Origin of the sequence: Paenibacillus stellifer, from assembly GCF_000758685.1 — a bacterium.
GTDB classification, from domain to species: domain Bacteria; phylum Bacillota; class Bacilli; order Paenibacillales; family Paenibacillaceae; genus Paenibacillus_AQ; species Paenibacillus_AQ stellifer.
The window spans coordinates 4,880,721-4,897,230 of sequence record NZ_CP009286.1 but is presented as its reverse complement, the minus strand read 5'-3'; the positions used below and the strand labels follow the sequence as shown (position 1 = coordinate 4,897,230).

The following is a 16,510-nucleotide window of genomic DNA, read 5'->3' as shown; positions in this document are numbered from 1 at the left end:
AGTATGGGAGTCGTGCTGGATAACGGCGTTCTTGAAGCCGAGGTGAAAATGCCGGAGGAGGCAGCGGGAAGCCGCTTTGACCGTACCGGCTGGATTGCTTGCGTAAGGCTGAAGGGGCGGCGGAGACATGAGTTCGGCGTTCCGGAGAGTTTCGCGCCCGGCCGCGGAACGGGAGGAAGCGGCCTGTGCGCCGAGTTCGGCATCAGCGGCCCGAACGGCTACGATGATGCGGGTGTCGGAGAAGACTTCCCCAAAATCGGTGTCGGCCTGCTGACGAGGCAGGGAGTCAGAGCATATTCTTTTTTCGAGGATTATCCGGTGGTTCCCTATCAAGTGGTGACCGAGACGGGGATAGACCGCATCACGTTCACCGTCCTGCCCGCCGACTGCCGGGGGTACGCCTTCCGGTTGACCAAGAGCATTACTCTGCGCGACGCCCGGATTCATATCGAATATATGCTGGAGAATACGGGAAGCCGGACGCTGGAAAGTGATGAATACGTGCATAATTTCCTCGCTGTGAACCGTCAGCCGGCAGGCCCAGGCTATGTGCTGCGTTTCCCCGTCCCGGCGGTTTTCAGCGAGGTGGAGTCCGGTTATACAGCGAAGCTTCTCTCGGCAGCGGGGAACGAGGTTCTTTGGAACGCTGTGCCGGAGCGGGAGTTCTACGCCCGCCTTCCCGGCTGGCCGGCCTCCATGCCCTGGAACTGGGAGCTCATTCATCTTCCAAGCGGTGCCGGAGTCCGGGAGTCGGGGGATTTTGCGGTGGCCGCCTGCGCGCTTTGGGGGAAAAGACATGTCATATCGCCCGAAATCTTTATATCGCTGCATATTCCTCCGGGACAAACGGGACGCTGGAGCCGGACTTATGAATTTTTTGAGATTTGAGTCGTGATGGGTCTTGCTCGGGGAGGGGAGTGCCGGGGCTTAGGACAATATAGTGAATGATTCCGGCAGATTGAACAAGATGCTGAATGGCTATTTGAGCCGGCTTCCGGTAGGCTTGTATAGCATACAGAATGTTCAAGCCGCTGGAGGAATGAAGACGTGAAAATCAGCAAAGAACAAGCCCTGACACTGGCCTTTACCTTTTTGGCATTTATATTGGGCACGACAGAATATGTAATCGTGGGACTGCTGGATCAGGTGGCGGCTGGTCTCGGCGTATCGATTGCGGAAGCAGGAGCCTTCGTGTCGGGCTTTGCCGTTGCTTATGCCTGCGGAACACCGTTTGCAATGGCGCTGGCTGGCCGCTTCTCCAAGCCTGCCTCTCTGATGACGGGAACAGTGCTGGTTGTGCTCCTGAACATTTGCAGCGCCTTTGCCTCAACATATGTGCTGCTGCTTGTGTTCCGGATTATGACGGCGGTGTGCTGCGGGCTGTGCGTATCCTTGTCCATCTCGATCAGCACGGATGTCGTCCCGATAGAGAAGAGGGGAAGGGCGATCTCGTACATCATGGGCGGCTTCTCCCTCGCCAACGTGTTGGGCGTTCCGATCGGCACCTTCGTCGGCATGCATTTTGAGTGGCCGGCGGCCTTTATACTGGTCGGTATACTTGGGGCATTCTGCCTGGTTCTGCTATACCGGGTCGTACCGCGCGATCTGCCCAACGCTCAGAGCAGGATGAGTGACCAATTCCGCTTATTGACCCACCCCCGGGTGCTGCTGGCTATTCTGATTCCGGTTCTGGGCGTGGCGGCGATCTTCGTGAATTACACCTACATCGTGCCGCTGATGACCGAGGTCATGCGCATTCCTGCCGACCGGACCGGCTATGTACTCATCGTGTATGGAGCGGCAACGATCTTCAGCAACATCATCAGCGGAGTCATCGCTTCGGGGAATTATATGGCGAAGCTGAAGGTCCTGTTCCTCATTCAGGCCGTTATATTCGCAATTTATGGGATAACCGTGTCGGTCCCCTGGCTCGGTATCCTGGGCTTAATCGCCATTGCCTGTATCTCTTTCTCGATAAACGCCGCGGTTCCCATCTATTTCATCCATCTAGCGGAACGCTTCGTCCCGGCGGCGAAGGATTTCGCCTCTTCCCTGATGCCGATAGGCGCGAACATCGGGATTGCAGTCGGTTCCGCGTCAGGTGCGCTCGTGATGGGGCATTTCGGCTTGCGATTTCTTCCATGGGCTGCCGTCGGGTTCGCTCTAGTCAGCTGTTGTGTGACAGCTCTCAGCCTGAGTCTCGATGAGGGCAAGGGCAGAAGCCGGACAAGGGACGCAAGCCTGTAATTTCATCTCGTCGTATTCCTTCACTATTTGCAGTGTTCCTTAATCCGGACGCTGCGGATAGTGGAGGTTTTTTCTATGATTGTGCTTGAAATAGCTCGGTGTCTCCCCCATAAATTTGGCGAACAGCATGGAGAAATAGTTGGCGTTCTCATACCCGACCAGCTTGGAGATTTCCCAAATCTTCATCTCGGTTGAAGCGAGAAGCCGCTTGGCTTCGCCCATCCGCCGGTTGATCAGATAGTTGATAGGAGAGTCGTTGTACTGCTTCTTGAACACATGGGAGAGATAGTAGCGGTCGACATGAAAATGCTCGGCAATCACCTGCAGGCTGATGGAACTCGCGAAGTTCCGGTCCAAATATTCCTTGATCGAGAGCGCCAACGAATCGCCGGTTTGTTCTTCCTGTGGACGGCCGTTTCCGGCGATGCGCTGAATAAGCGTAAGGATCGAAACCAGCAAGCCCCGACATATCGTCTGATAGCCTTCATCCTGCATGGAGGATTCCTCAAACAGCACGGACATCAGCGCCTCCATCTCGGTGGCGTACCTCCCGCTGTTAATGACAGGCGCGGCATCGTCCGGAAGAACCCGATCCAGGGGAAGTCCCTCAATCTCTATATTGGTGAATCCACAGCAATAATGGCTGAAAGGAAAGCCCGGAGAGGAACGCTCTTCGTGAAGAACCCCTCTGTTGTAGACGACGATGTCCCCTTTTCGGGTGGCGTAAGTCCGGTCTCCGATCGTAAAATACCCTGTCCCTTCCCGGATGTACAAGATCTCGAGCAGATCGTCATGCTTGTGGCTTGGAAAATACCAGGCCGGACTGCTGCTGATGTGTCCGGCGTACAGCAGCTTCGGCTCACTTAGGATTCGCAATGGAATACCGACCTTTCTGGGTTCGATGTTGTAAATTTAATCTCAAAGCAAGATATGAAAGGATAATGAAGAATGAAACAATATTCTTGATTGTATGAAGTATGCAAAATAATTAAGATGAAATCAAGGGTTAACGGCATGGGGAAGAGGGAGAGGCGGCTTTAATAATTTGTTCAGTCTTTGATTTGAGGGATGATTCAGACAATATATTTAAGGATTTGCTGGGGCTTCCGGCTGAATGAGAGGTTGTGCGTTCCTTCCTCTAGTATTCACGAAACTATTCGTTAAAATGCTTATAACAAGGAAAGAAGGGTATTTGATTATGTGGCTGATAGAAGGATTGCTGATTCTGGTTTTGCTGTGCGTGATCGTTGTAGGCTCGGCATCGGCATCGCTTTCATTGGATAAACACCGGTCTTTCGGAAAGATGTCTTCATTTAACCCCCGGGACAAGGACCCGTTCCGTTTCATGTTTGAAGAACACGGAGATTGAACAGACCGCAAGCCGAATAACATTTGACTTCAATACAGGGGGTGAGCTACTATATGCATGAACATGCATTTTGGATGGAGGAGAGATACCCGTGATTGATTTGTTTACCCCTTATACCCTGAAAAATCTGGAGCTGAAGAACCGGATCGTGTTGCCGCCGATGTGCCAGTACTCGGTAACAGCCAAGGACGGAATAGCCAATGAATGGCATCATACCCATTATGTCAGCCGGGCCGTTGGCGGAACGGGTCTGATTATCATCGAGATGACTGATGTCGAGCCGGACGGACGGATCAGCGATTATGACCTGGGGCTGTGGTCCGACGAGCAGATTCCGCCGCTTGCCCGGATCGTCAGCGACTGCCACACTTACGGAGCGAAGGTGGGCATTCAGATCGCCCATGCCGGACGCAAGGCCGAGGATGCTCCGCAGCCGGTGTCTTCCTCGCCGATTCCGTTCAACGAACAGTCGAAGACGCCTCGTGAGCTTACAACTGAAGAAGTGAAGGGCATGGTCGAGAAATTCCGGCTCGCCGCGCGCCGGGCGGTGCAGGCAGGCTTTGATACGATCGAGCTTCATGGAGCGCATGGTTATCTGATCCATCAGTTCACTTCGCCTTACACCAACAAGCGAAGCGACGAATACGGTCAGGACCGCACGCTCTTCGGACGCGAAGTCATTGCGGCGGTTAAGGACGAAATGCCGGAAGGCATGCCGCTCATTATGCGGATTTCCGCAAGGGAATACGTTGAAGGCGGCTACGGCATTGAGTACAGCCTGGAGTTCAGCAAGGCGTTCAAGGAAGCGGGCGTCGATATTTTCCATATCAGCGCGGGCGGCGAAGGTCCGATTGCGGCAGCCGGACGGCCGGGAACGCATGCGGCGTACCAGGTGCCACTAGCCAAAGCGATCAAGGAAGGCTTGAACGTGCCAGTAATCGCCGTAGGACGGCTTGACACGCCTGAGCTGGCAAACGCCGTCGTCGGCAACGAAGAGGCCGAGCTGGTTGCCGTAGGCCGGGGCATGCTGAAGAATCCGTACTGGGCGTTGACCGCCGCCGAAGCGCTTCGCAAGGAAGTTCCGGTTCCGGCCCAGTATGAGCGCGGCTTCGCCATCTCCAAGTAAGCTGTGATGCTCCGGCATGGACCGGAACGGGCCGAAGCCGATATAACCTAACAACACCCCCGGCTGCGGAACCGAGCAGGTTCCGCAGCCGGGGGTGTTCTGTTGTAACCGGGTATCGGGTATCCGGCTCATTTCGAGAAGTAGTCCGCGAGGCCGTCGGCGATCGCCCGGGCGGCCTTCTTCTGATAGGATGATGTCCGCACGATTGACTCGTCTCTCGCACTGGTGAGGAAGCCAAGCTCCACGAGCGCCGCCGGAATCGTGTTCTCGCGCAGGATATGATAATTCCCGAAGGACAGGCCGTTGCTCTTGAGGCCGATGCCGTCGCCGAGCCGGTGCTCGATGGCGCGGGCCAGCGGGAGATCGCCTGATTCCGAGTAAAAGAAGGTTAGCGTACCGGATACATTTTTCGGTGAGGAATTGAAATGAACGCTGACGAAGGCGTCCGCCCCGATCGTCTGCGAGAGCTGCGCGCGGCTGGACAGGGATGGCTTCTGGCTGTCCTTCGTCCGCGTCATCCTTACCTTTGCGCCGGCCGCTGTCAAATAGTCGCGCAGATACAGCGCCGTCTGCAGGTTGAGGTCCTTCTCCATGGTACCGTAAGTCGTCCCGATCATGCCGGGATCGTCTCCTCCATGACCGGCGTCGACGACAATCAGCTTGCCGCGGATGCCGCCGGAATGGGACCGGCTTGCGGAGCCTCCCGAGGCAGAGGAGGAGGAACCGGACGAACTGGACGCGGCATACGAGATGTAAGAGGAAGACACCCAGCCGGTTACGCCCTCCGGCGTCCGGATGTTCATCCATCCGGACCGGCTGGACAGCACGGTTACACTGTTGCCTCCCCGCAGTGAACCGACGACTTCGTAGCCCGTTCCGGGACCGCCGCGGATGCGGAGCGAATCCGCCGTGACGGTCGCTCTGGACCGGGAGGCGCTTCCCCCCGCAGAGGAAGAAGATGCTGCGGAGGGTGAATTGCTCTGGACAGAGGCCGGGGAGCCGGAGGACCGCTTCAGATAGTAGCCCGCGACCCAGCCGGTCAGGGAACCCTGCCGGATCTTCAGCCAGCCATGCTGCTCGTCCGTCACGGTGACGACGGCGCCGCTCTTTAGCGAGCCAGTGATGGCGGAGCTGGCGGCAGGCTCGCTTCGGACATTGAGCGAGGAGGCGTAGACCTTGGCCGTGTAGCTGTCCGCACGGACCGTGTAGGACGACGCCGGCACAAGGCACAGGAGCGCGGCAAGGGCGGCTGTCAGCCAGGCGGCGGGTTTGAGCCAAGCCTTGCGGCGGGAACGGGAATATGTACGCGGGCGTTTCGAATTTCGTTGATCGGGCGATGTAAGGTTAGATCGATCTCTGTTCATCTGCAGGCCTCCGCTGTCGCAAAAATTCTGTAACCCTTTACCCCTACACTTCCAAAAGCAAACCGAAAACCTCCCAAAATGCTTCCATCGGCTCAGGAAAAGCGGGCCCCGGGAATCAGCCGGAACGCCAGGGTCCCGGCTTCTGCAAGAGCCGTAAATGCGTGCAGCGACTGCCGCGCAAGCATGAAATGCTGCGAGTGCCGTGTAGCCGTGAATTCCGTAATGCCGGACTGGAAGGCCGGGTGCTTATAGGCGCTTGCCGCATCACAATGCGCCGCCTGGCTGCAAGACATTCCGGATCTTCAGGCGTCCCGGAGCATCAATTGGCGCCGGTTCTCTTCGCAATCTCCCGGCGGACGATTGGAGCGACCTCTGTCGCCAGCAGCTCGATGGCCGAAGCAACCTTGGAGAAGGGCATGCCGCCGACGTCCATCTGGGCCATGAAGCGGGTATGTCCGAACAGCTCATGCTGGTGCAGGATTTTCTCGACAATCTGCTCCGGACTTCCGACAGCCAGTGCCTCGCCGGGCCGGGTATACGCTTCGAAATCTTCGCGCGTGAACCGGAACTCCTGGCCGGGATGGGCCATGATGCCGTTCAGATAGTTCAGGTAGTACGGATAGAAGTCGTCCAGCGCCTGCTTGGATGTCTTGGCGATATAGCCGTGGCTCGTTATGCCCACCTTCAGGGAATCCGGGCTGTAGCCCGCCTGCTGTCCGGCCTGCCGGTACAGCTCTGCCAGATGGGCGAAGCGCTCCGGATTGCCGGACAGAATGGCTATTGCCATGCCGGTGCCAAGCGTGCCGGCTCTCTCCGCGCTGGCTGGCGTCCCGCCGACGCCGATCCAGAGCGGGAGACTCGGCTGGAGAGGGCGGGGCGAGATTTCCGCGTCCTTGAGCGGCGAACGGAAATGGCCCTCCCACGAGACAGTGCTCTCCTCTCCGAGTTTTTGCAGAAGGCCGATATTCTCGGTGAACAGCTGCTGATAGTCACTCAGGTCGTATCCGAACAGCGGGAACGATTCGGTGAACGCGCCGCGTCCGACCATTATCTCTGCGCGTCCGTCCGACAAAAGGTCGAGCGTGGCGAAGTCCTCGAACAGGCGGACGGGATCGATGGTGCCGAGCACCATGGTCGTGCTGGCGAGCTTGATCCGCTTGGTGACCTGAGAGATGGCGGACAGAACTACGGGAACGGAGGAGACGGCAAAATCGAGGCGATGATGCTCCCCGACGCCGAATATATCAAGTCCGGCCTCGTCGGCGAGCTTGGCGGCCGCTACAATATCCCGCAGACGCTCCCGGTGGCTCGCCGAACGGCCTGTCAGGGGATCGGGGACGATATCGCCCAGCGTATAGACGCCGAACTCAAAGACGCTGCCGGACGCTGACGTTTTTAGAATGGAAGGGTTCATGGAAAAGACTCCTTTGGTTTATGGTTCAAATATAAGACTTTATAAGTTGTTGCTTACAATAGATCTTCTGTTTCTCGGTAAATGCACGGCGCCTAAAGGACGCCGTCAGGCGTTTATCCTTGAGTGAATAAGTAAGTTAGTGAGTTATTGTGATCATTATAACAGGAATAAGCCCCGGGTTTCTATGTTTCTTGCCCGCCGCCGATCAATCATGGTAAGTTACGGGTAGGATGAAAGCGGACAGAACCCGCGCAGATTACAGAAGCCGCCGGTTTTTGGCTTGGCGGAAGGATAGGAGCATACAGGAAATGGATTATAGGATTGTGTTTTTTGATATCGACGGCACGCTTGTCAACGAGGAGAAGGAAATTCCGGCGGATACGCTGGAGGCCGTCGCCCATTTAAAGAAGAACGGCATTGAGCCGGTGATTGCGACCGGCCGGGCGCCTTATTTTATCAAGCCGCTGGCGGAAGCGCTGGGCATCGACTCCTATGTATGTCTGAACGGGGCTTTTGTCGTATACAAGGGCAAAGTTGTGCATAAGCAGCCGCTGGACAAGGAGACGATTGCGGCGCTGGTGGAGCTTGCGGGCAAGCACAAGCATTCGCTCGTGTTTGAAGGCGGAGAGTCTTATTTTGCCGATACGGAGAATCATCCTTTTGTCACGGAATCCGTGAACACCCTGAAGGTCGATCAGCCGGGCTGGGACCCCGAGTTCTGGAAAAACAATGAAATCTACCAGATGTTCCTGCACTGTGAGAGCCATGAAGAGGCGCTGTACGAAGAGCTGCTGACGAAGCTGCGGCTGATTCGCTGGCATCCGCTTGCACTGGACGTGCTCCCGCCCGGAAGCTCCAAGGCAATGGGCATTCAGGCGCTGCTGGACAACCTTGGCCTTAGCCGGGAGGAAGCGATCGCGTTCGGCGACGGCCTCAACGACAAAGAAATGCTGGAGCTGGCCGGACTCGGCATCGCGATGGGCAATTCACATGAAGAGCTGCTTCCCTACGCCGACTATGTGACAAGCAGCGTGGATGACGGAGGCATTTACAAAGGGCTTCAGCACGCCAGCCTGATTTAACCGCGAATAGTGGAAGCTGGGAGAGCATGGCAGAAGGCAAGCCTAATAAGGGGAAAGAAGGGACCCATGAAATGAAGCTGCTGCAGTATAGAAGCAATGGCGGAATCAAGCTTGGCGTGAAGACGCCGGAAGGCATCGTTGACATCGAGGCGACGGCTGAACAGGCGGGAGTCCAGGCTCCTGCAAATATGGAGGAAGTGATCGGGAGCGGCGATGAAGCGCTGACTCTGCTGAGCGGGCTGTTGGCGGGGTCGCCGGTCCTGCTGCCGGAAGAGACTGTGGAGTTCGCGCCCAGCGTGACCCGCCCGCGCAAAATTCTCTGCGTTGGCCTCAACTACAAAAGCCATGCGGAAGAAGCGGGCTTTGAATCGGTTTCGGTTCCGGTGCTGTTCAGCAAGCTCGACAACACGCTGTCGGCCCACAAGGAGACGATTGCAATACCGCCGGGGCTGTCGCAGATCGACTATGAAGCGGAGCTCGTCGTGGTGATCGGCCGCAGAGCTTCCCGCGTAGCGAAGGAAGAGGCTCTGAGCTATGTTTTCGGCTATGCCGCCGGCAATGATTTGACCGCCCGCGAGCTGCAGTTCCGCACAACCCAATGGCTCCTCGGCAAATCGCTGGACGGCTTCGGGCCGGTAGGGCCCTGGATTGCGACGGCCGATGAGATTGATCCCGGCAGCCTTCGCATCGAATGCCGTGTCAACGGGGAGCTTCGGCAGTCCGCCAACACCGGGAACATGATCCATACCTGCGCCGAGCTGGTGTCCTACATATCGCAGTACCTTACCCTGGAGCCTGGGGATTTGATTTATACAGGAACGCCGGAAGGGGTTATTCTTGGATTGCCCGAGGAAAAGCGGGTATGGCTGAAATCCGGGGATAAAGTCGAGATTACGATTGACGGCTTGGGTACGCTGGAAAATACGCTCGCTTAGCGGCAGGACGCCTATAGGCGAATATGAGATGTACAACAAAACGGCCTGTCCGCGGATCAAGCGGACAGGCCGTTGCTGTGAGTGGGCTGCAAGTGCAGGGGCGTGTGCAGGAAAGTATCTTCCGCTTAACTGTCGTATGCTGCTCCAGGGTCTGCCCCGAGTGCGTGGAATGATCTTAAATGCCCGGCTGGCCGGGATAACCGGTCACGGGATAACCAATTACGGGGTAACACGTCACGGGATTAACGGCTAACCGGGTGAAGGGTTCACCGCCTGAATCATTAACGGCCTGTACACAAGGCGCAGGAAGATAACGTGCCTGAGGGGCAGGCCGTTCGGCGTCTCATTGGCGGTTGACCGAGCCTCGATCTGGAAAATCATGTATACTCATTGATGTCAGCATTAACCATTTGGGACGGGGTTCGTTCCGAAGCGGAGGAGGAGAAGGGATGGCAGGCGGCAGGGAAGAGAGCGGCAGGGGGACGGAAGACGGGCGCACAGGGAGAAATGAGGGTGCGCAGGGGAAGGGGAAGTTCATCTCGGCAGGACATCCACATGACAATGATAATGATGCGGGCTCAAGGCTCAATGACTTACGAGAACCGGACGAGAACGCACAGTCGGAGGTTGAGGCCAGCGGCGGGCCGAAGACAACGCCGATCCAGGAGGAAGCCGCAGGGGCGGGCCTGCAAAATACGGCGCTTCCGGAAGTCCGGCCTAGCAGCGAGGCGAAAGGCAGCGAGGCGAAGAACGACGAGCTGCCGCAGCGGGCGAACGGCTGGATCGTGTCGGTTCTCGGCGCCGGTTCTCTGCGCGTCAAAGAGAGCCAGCTTCTCCCGGGAAGCACCTCCAGTGTCCTGTACCGGGTTACGCTGGAGGACGAAGGAGAAGCGGACGAAGGAGGAGCAGGTGTTATGGAAGCGGTCATCCGCCTGTATGACAATGAAAGCTGGCTCCGCATGGAGCCCGACCTGGCTCAGCACGAGGCCGCTGCGCTCCGGCGGGCGAAGCTGGCCGGCCTCTCTGCGCCGAGACTGCTCGGCGCAGACCCGGACGGCGCGGCCTGCGGGCTGCCCGCCGTCCTGATGACTCTGCTGCCGGGCAGAGTCAATCTGAAGCCCCGCGACATGCGGAGCTGGCTCGCGGGGCTGGCGCAGGCCCTTGCCGGCATCCACGCCGCGCCGGCAGAGGAATTCCGCTGGACGCATTTCCCGTACAGCGACATCGCGAACCTCCGGGCTCCCGGCTGGACCCGCTGCCCGGAGAGCTGGTCTGCGGCGGCGGACTTCGTCAAGCGCCGGCGGCCGACCTTCGTGCCCCGGTTCATTCACCGGGACTTCCATCCGGCCAATGTGCTGTGGAGCGGGGATTCCGTCAGCGGAATCGTCGATTGGCCGAACGCCTGCATCGGCCCTGCCGGAGCCGATGTGGGGCACTGCCGCTTGAATCTGGCGGAGCTGTACGGTGTGGAAGCCGCGGATTTGTTCCTGGAGTTGTATGCGGATGTAGCCGGTGCGCAGTTCTCCTATCATCCGTACTGGGATCTGCTGTCCCTGTTCGACGGGCTGGATGATCAGCCGCCGCAGGTTTACGTGGGCTGGTCCGCGTTCGGCGTAACGGATCTGACGGCAGAGCTTATTCAGGAGCGTCTGGAGCATTATCAGACAAGCTTGATGAAACGACTGGAGGAGGACGGGAAGTGGGAATGATCAAGTGGATGAACCGGATTACGGCGGGAACGCTCGGTCTCGGGCTGCTGCTTGGGGGGACAGGTGCGGCTGTGGCGGATACGGCATCTCATACTTCGTATGTCGGGAACAACTATGATACCTCGGCGTCGTCAATATCCGCGAAGGAGATCAAGGCGCAGTGGGTCTCGGCAATGGATGCAGCCGCCGATGATTCTCAAGGAGATTATTCGGTGGATCAAGGACTCACGGCATCAGGCGGCGGACAAATCTATATCATCAAATCCGGACAGCTGACGGCGCTGGACGCACAGACGGGAAAGACGGTATGGAAGTTCGGTGCGGGCCTTCAGGCGCCGATCCTGTACCGGAACGGTGTGCTGTACACAGCTTCGAAGCCGGGAACGATCTATGCGGTTAATGCGGTCAACGGGAAAAAGCTCTGGGCTGCCGCCAAGCCTTCAAGCCCGGGAGCGTCGCAGCTGACCGTGGATGGAGAGCGGCTGCTGGTGAGAAGCGGCGGAATTCAGGCGTACCGGCTGAAGGATGGCGTTCTGCAATGGACCGCCAAGGATGAGACCCCGTTCAATCAGCCGATCATGGCGGCAGGCGGACTGGTATTTGCCACGAACACCATCTCCGGGGCCTATTCGTATAATCTGTTGCATGCCTATGATTCGGCGACAGGCAAGCAGTTGTGGGAGTCAGGCCATTATAGTTTGCCTCTTGCGGTGAAGGACGGCAAAGTAGTGGTACAGCGAGAGAGTACGCCTTTTGAAATACAAGAGCTGACCACGCTCGATACGCTGGACGCCAAGACCGGCAAAATTACCGGAACGACTGTCTATAATCCCGCGAACATCAATCTGACCGATCCTCAGCATGCTCCCGGAAATTATGGAGCCTGGTTTGAAGGCGGCCGCATTTATCTGAATGCGGGGAACAAGCTGTACAGCTATCCGGAAGCCGCCGATCCCGCGAAGACAGTGAGGGACACGTATTCGGCGGAGAGCATAGGGCCGAAGGACTTGGCCTACGCGGCGGGCCCGTATGACGAGCGGATTATTTTTACCAATAACCATGATCTGTACGGCGTCAAGACGACCGACAAATCGGCGGTTTCCTATAATGGAAGCATCCGCAATCCCATCGCCCGTCTTGATTTGATCGGCCACGGCATGTATGTGATCCAGACCGACGGACGGCTGATCGGCATCCATCTGAAGACGGCGCAGCCGGTCGTTCAACTGGAGACGAACGGGCATGTCTTTGGCCCGAGCCTGTCCGAGAGCGGAATGATTATTGTGCAGAGCAGAGGGAAGGTGCAGGCCTTTAAGGAACCGGACAGTCTCCGAATCAAATAGCGTCCGGGCATCATGTGCGAATAAGTTTATTTGGCATGCTGCATCATTCTCCAGACAGATCCCATCATTCTGCTCTCTATATTGTTGGCCTAAATCACTCCATGGAGTTAAGCAAAATGCTCTATTGACAAACAATCCCATTCCGCCTACCATGTATATTAATCCTATAAACTTAGTTGGAAAAAGGTTGACCGGATAACCGGAGGCTCTGAACCGCCGTAGCTGCCCAAGGCAGCATGGCATGGATTCAGGGCCTTTCTTCATATTCGGGAGCAGCAAGGCGCGGAAAATTGTGTGAAAACCATCACAATGAATGGGGGAAGAAACATGACCAAGTATCTGTTTACTTCAGAATCCGTTACAGAAGGACACCCGGATAAAATCTGCGACCAGATTTCGGATGCCATTCTGGACTCCATATTGGAACAGGACTCGAACGGAAGAGTCGCCTGCGAGGTGGCGGTCACGACGGGGCTCGTTCTGATCGCCGGCGAGATTTCGACCTCGGCGAACGTCAATATTCCGGCCATTGCGCGGGATGCGATCGTGAAGATCGGCTACGATCATTCTTCACTCGGCTTCGACGGCCATACCTGCGCCATTCTCAGCTCGCTTGACGAGCAGTCGGCAGATATTGCCCAAGGCGTGGATCAGGCGCTGGAATCGAGGCTTCTGGTCAATGCCGGTGAGACGGAAATCGAGCTTGGAGCAGGCGACCAGGGACTGATGTTCGGCTATGCGACGGATGAGACGCCGGAGCTGTTCCCGCTGCCGATCTCCCTGGCCCACAAGCTGGCGAGAAGACTGGCAGAGGCCCGCAAGAGCGGACTGCTGCCGTATTTGCGTCCGGACGGCAAGACGCAGGTAACCGTGGAGTATGACGATGACCGCGCCGTTCGTGTCGACACCATCGTTGTGTCCACCCAGCATGACCCGGACATCGAGCTGGAGCAAATCTGGAAGGATATCATCCGGCATGTCGTGGAGCCGACGGTTCCCGAAGGGCTGCTGGACGGAAGTACGAAGTACTATATTAACCCGACAGGCCGGTTCGTGGTCGGCGGACCGCACGGCGACGCCGGATTGACCGGACGCAAGATCATTGTCGACACCTACGGCGGCTACGCCCGCCATGGAGGCGGAGCCTTCAGCGGCAAGGACCCGACGAAGGTGGACCGCAGCGCCGCTTATGCCGCCCGCCACGTCGCCAAGAACATTGTAGCGGCTGGCCTGGCCCGCCGCGCTGAAATTCAGCTGGCCTACGCCATCGGCGTCGCCAGCCCGGTCTCGGTCACGGTGAACAGCTTCGGCACCGGCATCCTTCCCGACGATGAAATCGCGGCTGCGGTGAAGGCAGTCTTCGATCTCCGTCCGGGAGCGATTATCCGGACACTTGATCTCAAGCGGCCGATTTACCGGCAGACTGCGGCCTATGGCCATTTTGGCAGAAGCGATCTGGATCTGCCGTGGGAGCGCACAGACAAGGCCGAAGCGCTCAAGGCGGCCGCTGCGGCGCAGAGTCATGGGGCAGCGGTGACTGTGGCCGAAGCCAGTGCGGCTCTCTGAACCGAATAATCAGGAAGTCGGAGACAGGATTAGGGCAAGCAGCATACAGGAGGTTGATAGAAATGGCGAAGAATACCAAGCATATTGCCATCTACGGCAAGGGCGGAATCGGCAAATCGACCACTACTTCCAATATCAGCGCCGCCCTGGCGGAAGCGGGTCACCGGGTCATCCAGATCGGCTGCGATCCGAAGAGCGATTCGACTAATACATTGCGGGGCGGCGATTATTTGCCGACGGTGATCGACAGCCTTAGGGACAGCGGCAAAACGCGGCTGGAGGATATTTCGGCGATCGGATTCAAAGGCATTCTCTGCATCGAAGCGGGCGGTCCCGTGCCCGGCGTCGGCTGCGCGGGGCGCGGCATCAACGCCGCAGTCGGCCTGCTGCAGGAGCTGAACGTGTTCGAGGAGTTCGAAGCGGATTATGTGCTGTACGACGTGCTGGGAGACGTCGTCTGCGGCGGCTTTGCCGTTCCGATCCGGGACGGCATTACGGACCGGGCATATGTCGTCAGCTCCTCTGACTTCATGGCGGTCTACGCCGCGAATAATCTGTTCAAAGCCATCGGCAAATACGCCCCCTCCGGCGGAGCGAGACTCGGCGGCATTATCGGGAACAGCGTTCTGCCCGGCTATCCGCAGGCGCTGATCGAGGATTTCGCGAAGGTGACGGGCGCGTCCGTGGCCGGGTATGTGCCCCGGTCGCCTGTTGTGGCGCAGAGCGAGCTTTACGGCAAGACGGTCATCGAAGCCAGTCCGCAGTCGGACCAGGCGGAGGTGTACCGCAAGCTGGCAGCGCATGTGGCCTCCAATGAGCAGTTGACCGTTCCGGCTCCGCTGAATGTTACTGATCTTCGCGACTGGGCGAGAAGCTGGGGGGATGCCATCAACAAGGAGGCGGTATCTTCGGGAACCGCCGCGAACTAAAGGAGATGACGACCATGAACCATGAGATCAGACAGCGGTTCGCTCGGGTTCGGGAGAAGCGCCTCGGAACGCTGACCGCCTTCTATGGCGACAGCGGGACGCTGGCGGATGAACTGGAGCGGGAGGAGCCGGCTCAGCGGATCCGCACCTACTCGGAGACGACCGACGACGAGGTGATCGGAGCCATCCGTCTGCTGGGACGGATTCGCGGAGCTGTCACGATCATTCACGGCCCTCCGGGCTGCGGCGCGGCGAAGCTTGAGGATGAGCTGCGCTCCGGCGGCGGGCCTTGGCTGCTTACACATATCGAGGAGAATGATTCCATCCTTGGGGCGGACGACAAGCTGAGAGATGCGATCGGCAGAGCGCAGCGGCTGTGGAAGCCGGATATCATCTTCATTCTGGCCACACCTGTCATAGCGATCAACAATGATGACATCCAATCCGCTACTGTAGAGGCGGAGGAGCTGTACGGCATTCCGGTTGTCCCGATATTCGCAGCTGGCTTTCGTTCCAAGTCGCCGCTGTACGGCTACGACCTTATCTATCACGCTTTAGCCAAGCATGTGCTGAACGAGGAGCCGGCTTCGGACAACAGCGAGCGGTTTATCAACCTGATCGGGACAGCGGAGACAAGAACGGGGAATATCATTAGAGAGCTGACAGCCGCAGGAATTTCATATAACAACGTGTCAGGATTCTATACGCTCTCCGATCTCCGCAGATCTCCGGGAGCCGCCGCCTCCGCAGCACTGGACCGGGATGATGCCGGCTATCTGCTGGCCTGGCTGGAGGAAAGCCGTGGCGTCGCCAGGCTCGATGTCCCGCCGCCGATCGGCTTGACCGGAACTCACCGTTGGCTTCTGGCCGCGGCGGATGCCTTGGACACCGGCGCCGAGACGCGGAATGTGATCGAGGCCGCCAGGACGGAGACGGCGGAGACGCTCGCACTTCAGCGGCTGGGCGATATCTCGGTCTTCATTGATCTTCCGCCGGAGCAGGCCTTCGGGATCGGCGAATTAGTAACGGAGCTTGGAGGGAAGGTGACTGCCTTTGCTCTAACCCATGCCGACCTTACCCATGCCCCAAGGCTCAGGGAATGGTCCCGCCGCCACAATCCGCATGTGCTGATCGAACCAGGGCAGCCGTTCGAGAAGATCAACGCGCTGAACAAATGGCGGCCAGACCTCTATATCGGCCGGAGCGAGACGGCCGTATGGGCGGCTGCCGCAGGCATTCCGGCAGCTTCGGTGGACGCCGTGGACATTTACGGCTTCCAGGGAGCACTTGCGCTGGCCGGACTCTTCGGCAAGGCGCTGCGGAATCAGGCGCTGAGCCGGTACTTAAGCGCGGGAGGTTCCTCCTACCGTGAGGGTTGGCTTGCGAAGAGCGTGAACTGGCATATCAAGCAGGAGGTGCGGTGAAG

The 16,510-nt window shown here is 58.1% G+C and carries 14 protein-coding genes; 10 read left to right on the top strand and 4 right to left on the bottom strand.

What is annotated here, in order from left to right; all coding sequences use genetic code 11:
* Window positions 1-3: 3 nt before the first annotated feature.
* Together PSTEL_RS22590 and PSTEL_RS22585 are read left to right on the top strand one after the other, a co-directional pair.
* Window positions 4-888 (top strand): hypothetical protein, encoded by an 885-nt coding sequence (locus tag PSTEL_RS22590; RefSeq protein ID WP_038698854.1) that lies wholly within the window; start codon window positions 4-6, stop codon window positions 886-888.
* 159 nt (window positions 889-1,047) lie between these two features.
* Window positions 1,048-2,247 carry an MFS transporter gene (locus PSTEL_RS22585; RefSeq protein WP_038698852.1) on the top strand — a complete coding sequence of 400 codons (1,200 nt, stop codon included), beginning with the start codon at window positions 1,048-1,050 and terminating at the stop codon, window positions 2,245-2,247.
* A 39-nt stretch (window positions 2,248-2,286) separates the two neighbouring features.
* Here the strand turns inward: PSTEL_RS22585 and PSTEL_RS22580 are convergent, their stop codons facing one another.
* Complete coding sequence (locus PSTEL_RS22580) at window positions 2,287-3,123, bottom strand: helix-turn-helix domain-containing protein (RefSeq protein ID WP_052098870.1); 837 nt, start codon at window positions 3,121-3,123, stop codon at window positions 2,287-2,289.
* Between the two features lie 584 nt (window positions 3,124-3,707).
* On the opposite strand from PSTEL_RS22580, the gene PSTEL_RS22575 reads away from it, so the two are divergent.
* Window positions 3,708-4,742, top strand: a complete 1,035-nt coding sequence (locus PSTEL_RS22575; protein ID WP_038698848.1) for an NADH:flavin oxidoreductase/NADH oxidase — start codon at window positions 3,708-3,710, stop codon at window positions 4,740-4,742.
* A gap of 128 nt (window positions 4,743-4,870) precedes the next feature.
* On the opposite strand, the gene PSTEL_RS22570 is transcribed toward PSTEL_RS22575, so the two are convergent.
* From PSTEL_RS22570 to PSTEL_RS22560, 3 genes are all read right to left on the bottom strand, one after another.
* Complete coding sequence (locus PSTEL_RS22570) at window positions 4,871-6,106, bottom strand: N-acetylmuramoyl-L-alanine amidase family protein (RefSeq protein WP_052098867.1); 1,236 nt, start codon at window positions 6,104-6,106, stop codon at window positions 4,871-4,873.
* 92 nt (window positions 6,107-6,198) lie between these two features.
* On the bottom strand, window positions 6,199-6,399 hold the full coding sequence (locus PSTEL_RS22565; protein WP_038698845.1) for a hypothetical protein: 201 nt from the start codon (window positions 6,397-6,399) through the stop codon (window positions 6,199-6,201).
* 26 nt (window positions 6,400-6,425) lie between these two features.
* Window positions 6,426-7,520, bottom strand: a complete 1,095-nt coding sequence (locus tag PSTEL_RS22560; RefSeq protein WP_038698843.1) for an LLM class flavin-dependent oxidoreductase — start codon at window positions 7,518-7,520, stop codon at window positions 6,426-6,428.
* Between the two features lie 308 nt (window positions 7,521-7,828).
* Between PSTEL_RS22560 and PSTEL_RS22555 the strand changes: the two genes are divergently transcribed.
* From PSTEL_RS22555 to PSTEL_RS22525, 7 genes are all read left to right on the top strand, one after another.
* On the top strand, window positions 7,829-8,602 hold the full coding sequence (locus PSTEL_RS22555) for a Cof-type HAD-IIB family hydrolase (protein ID WP_038698841.1): 774 nt from the start codon (window positions 7,829-7,831) through the stop codon (window positions 8,600-8,602).
* Between the two features lie 26 nt (window positions 8,603-8,628).
* Window positions 8,629-9,537: a fumarylacetoacetate hydrolase family protein gene (locus PSTEL_RS22550; RefSeq protein ID WP_245625007.1), complete on the top strand. Its 909-nt coding sequence runs from the start codon at window positions 8,629-8,631 to the stop codon at window positions 9,535-9,537.
* 449 nt (window positions 9,538-9,986) lie between these two features.
* Window positions 9,987-11,246: a phosphotransferase family protein gene (locus PSTEL_RS22545; protein WP_052098864.1), complete on the top strand. Its 1,260-nt coding sequence runs from the start codon at window positions 9,987-9,989 to the stop codon at window positions 11,244-11,246.
* A complete protein-coding gene (locus tag PSTEL_RS22540) occupies window positions 11,243-12,589 on the top strand; it encodes a PQQ-binding-like beta-propeller repeat protein (protein ID WP_245625214.1) in 1,347 nt (448 codons plus the stop codon). The genes PSTEL_RS22545 and PSTEL_RS22540 overlap by 4 nt, the downstream gene beginning before the upstream one ends.
* A gap of 327 nt (window positions 12,590-12,916) precedes the next feature.
* The gene (metK, locus tag PSTEL_RS22535; RefSeq protein WP_052098860.1) at window positions 12,917-14,155 is read left to right on the top strand and encodes a methionine adenosyltransferase; all 1,239 of its coding nucleotides are present in this window, start codon (window positions 12,917-12,919) and stop codon (window positions 14,153-14,155) included.
* On the top strand, window positions 14,056-15,084 hold the full coding sequence (locus PSTEL_RS22530) for a nitrogenase iron protein NifH (RefSeq protein ID WP_281176735.1): 1,029 nt from the start codon (window positions 14,056-14,058) through the stop codon (window positions 15,082-15,084). Before metK ends, PSTEL_RS22530 begins: the two co-directional genes overlap by 100 nt.
* A 14-nt stretch (window positions 15,085-15,098) precedes the next feature.
* Window positions 15,099-16,508, top strand: coding sequence for a nitrogenase component 1 (locus PSTEL_RS22525; protein WP_038698835.1), 1,410 nt, complete (start codon window positions 15,099-15,101; stop codon window positions 16,506-16,508).
* Window positions 16,509-16,510: the final 2 nt, after the last annotated feature.